The 1,855-nt window shown below is 55.8% G+C and carries 2 protein-coding genes; both read right to left on the bottom strand.

Going from position 1 to position 1,855, the window contains the following annotated elements:
* Positions 1-576: 576 nt before the first annotated feature.
* Positions 577-939, bottom strand: a complete 363-nt coding sequence (locus G537_RS43245; protein WP_162146174.1) for an immunity 8 family protein — start codon at positions 937-939, stop codon at positions 577-579.
* A gap of 52 nt (positions 940-991) precedes the next feature.
* A partial coding sequence (locus tag G537_RS44395; protein WP_162146173.1) for an RHS repeat-associated core domain-containing protein occupies positions 992-1,855 on the bottom strand: 864 nt, incomplete at its 5' end.

Genomic DNA, 1,855 nt, shown 5'->3' with positions numbered 1-1,855 from the left:
GCGTGAGCATCTCGCACTGCTGCAGCGCGCAGCCGCGGCCATAGGCCTGGACATCGAAATCGGGCGGCACCTCTTTCATGGAACATATCATGAACGAAGCGCGTGCAGTTAAGCAATGAACATTGCGTTAACCGCGTCGCACGCCTCCGATGACGGACGAGTGTCGGGCCGATCCCATGTCGATAGTCCTGGAGTGCCGATGTGCCCGGCCCGTCCGGCTGCAGGATCATGCGGGCTGCCGACGGCAAGGACGGGCGGCGCGGCTTCCCACTCAAGTTCTTGGGGGCGGCTCAGGACTCGGTTCCGTCGACCGGCCGGCCCGCCGACGCTCTCCCCGGCCTCGATCTGCCTCACCGCCTCAGGCTTGAACTCCCGGCTGAAGCTGCGGTTCTTGGTTCTCCTTCTCAGAGAACTGTCCCAATTTTCCTTGTCTCACCGCAGGGATCCACTGCAAGACGCTCAGGTATGGAAATTGAGTTCGCCGTCGTCGGTTTTTATTTCTGTCCAATGTGACATAAATTGCATAACTTTCGATCTCATCTTCTGCCGGTCCATCGGTATATAATATTTTTAATATTACCGAGCCGTGGCGTTGTAGTCTTCAAACTCCCAGGCGCCAATACGAGCCATCTTTTTTGATATCTCCTCCCAGCTCTCTCCTTCAATGCTTTCGACGAGATTCTTGACGCAGTGATAAATATTTTCGGCATCGAAGTGATCCGTTATTAGTTTGTGTCTTCCGAGAATTACATGATGCATCCGACATTCTTTCTTTAGCCATTCTGGGCTACAGATTAAAATCTCAAATGCGTCCCCTCCAGCTTCACCCTGCGTGCCGACGATAGCCGTCACCCAGACTCCAAAAAAGTCTGCTCTCTCGGGCACATACGCTCGCAAATCAACTGTACGACTATAAAGTTCCTTCAGCTCTGCGTTCACAGTAGTGCTCCTGCCAGCTTGCGAACCGACCCGCCTGATGGAAATCGGTTCCTCAATATAGCCCACCTGTGCCGGTCAGACTCCCGTCATCGTTGGTGGGGGGTGCTCCGTTTGTACCACCAGAGCGTGAATCGGGCTTGATGTCCATGTGACCATTGCTGATGACTTGGCCTGATTCTGTTAAGCGGGAAAAGTTCGCCTGGACCCCCGTCGGGGCCAGCGTTGATCTCTTTGGAGAGGCTGGTCGATACGTTCTTGTTCCATCCGCGCTTACGATCGTTTTGCCGTCACTCGCTAAGCGATGACCAGGCCCAACCCAAGCTCGACCAAGCCTATCAGCTTCATCCGAGGTGACACTTACACCGAAACCAAAATTGCCTTTCTGCGTGGTGGCATCTCTGAAAACGCCAATCTCCTCCTCCACGGTTAGCGAGGTCAGCCGTTCGTTAGCGGCGACAACGTCCCCTTGTGGTGTCTCTGCCAGGGTTCCTACGTGAGAAACCACAATTTCGGTGCCGATCTGAACTGCAACGGCCTTTGCGCTTAGTTCTGTCAGTTCCTTTGCAGCTTTCGCAGCGGATGCACCGGCAGTCGCAGCGCCAATGGCGGTGTCTATTGCGAGATCACGCCAGCTAAACTTATCCCGAAGTCCCAGCGCCATTTCGGCGCTTTGCAGAGATGCGCTTGTAATCGCGCCAAAGGCTGCTCCCCAGACTGCTTGCGCTATATGTCCTTCCGGATCGCTCTTATTGATCGGATCGTTGTCCGAATACGCATACCGGTTGGTGCCCACCCCCGGCAGGGCCGGGTCCCACCAGTCCGGCGAGATGAAGCGGCCGATTTCCGGGTCGTAGTAGCGGGCGTTGAGGTAGACCAGGCCGACCTCCGGGTCCTCGCGCTCGCCGATGAAGCCCTT

This window comes from Inquilinus limosus DSM 16000 (genome assembly GCF_000423185.1).
Classification (GTDB): domain Bacteria; phylum Pseudomonadota; class Alphaproteobacteria; order DSM-16000; family Inquilinaceae; genus Inquilinus; species Inquilinus limosus.
The sequence above is the reverse complement of the archived record's forward strand: the minus strand, read 5'-3'. Positions and strand labels throughout refer to the sequence as shown.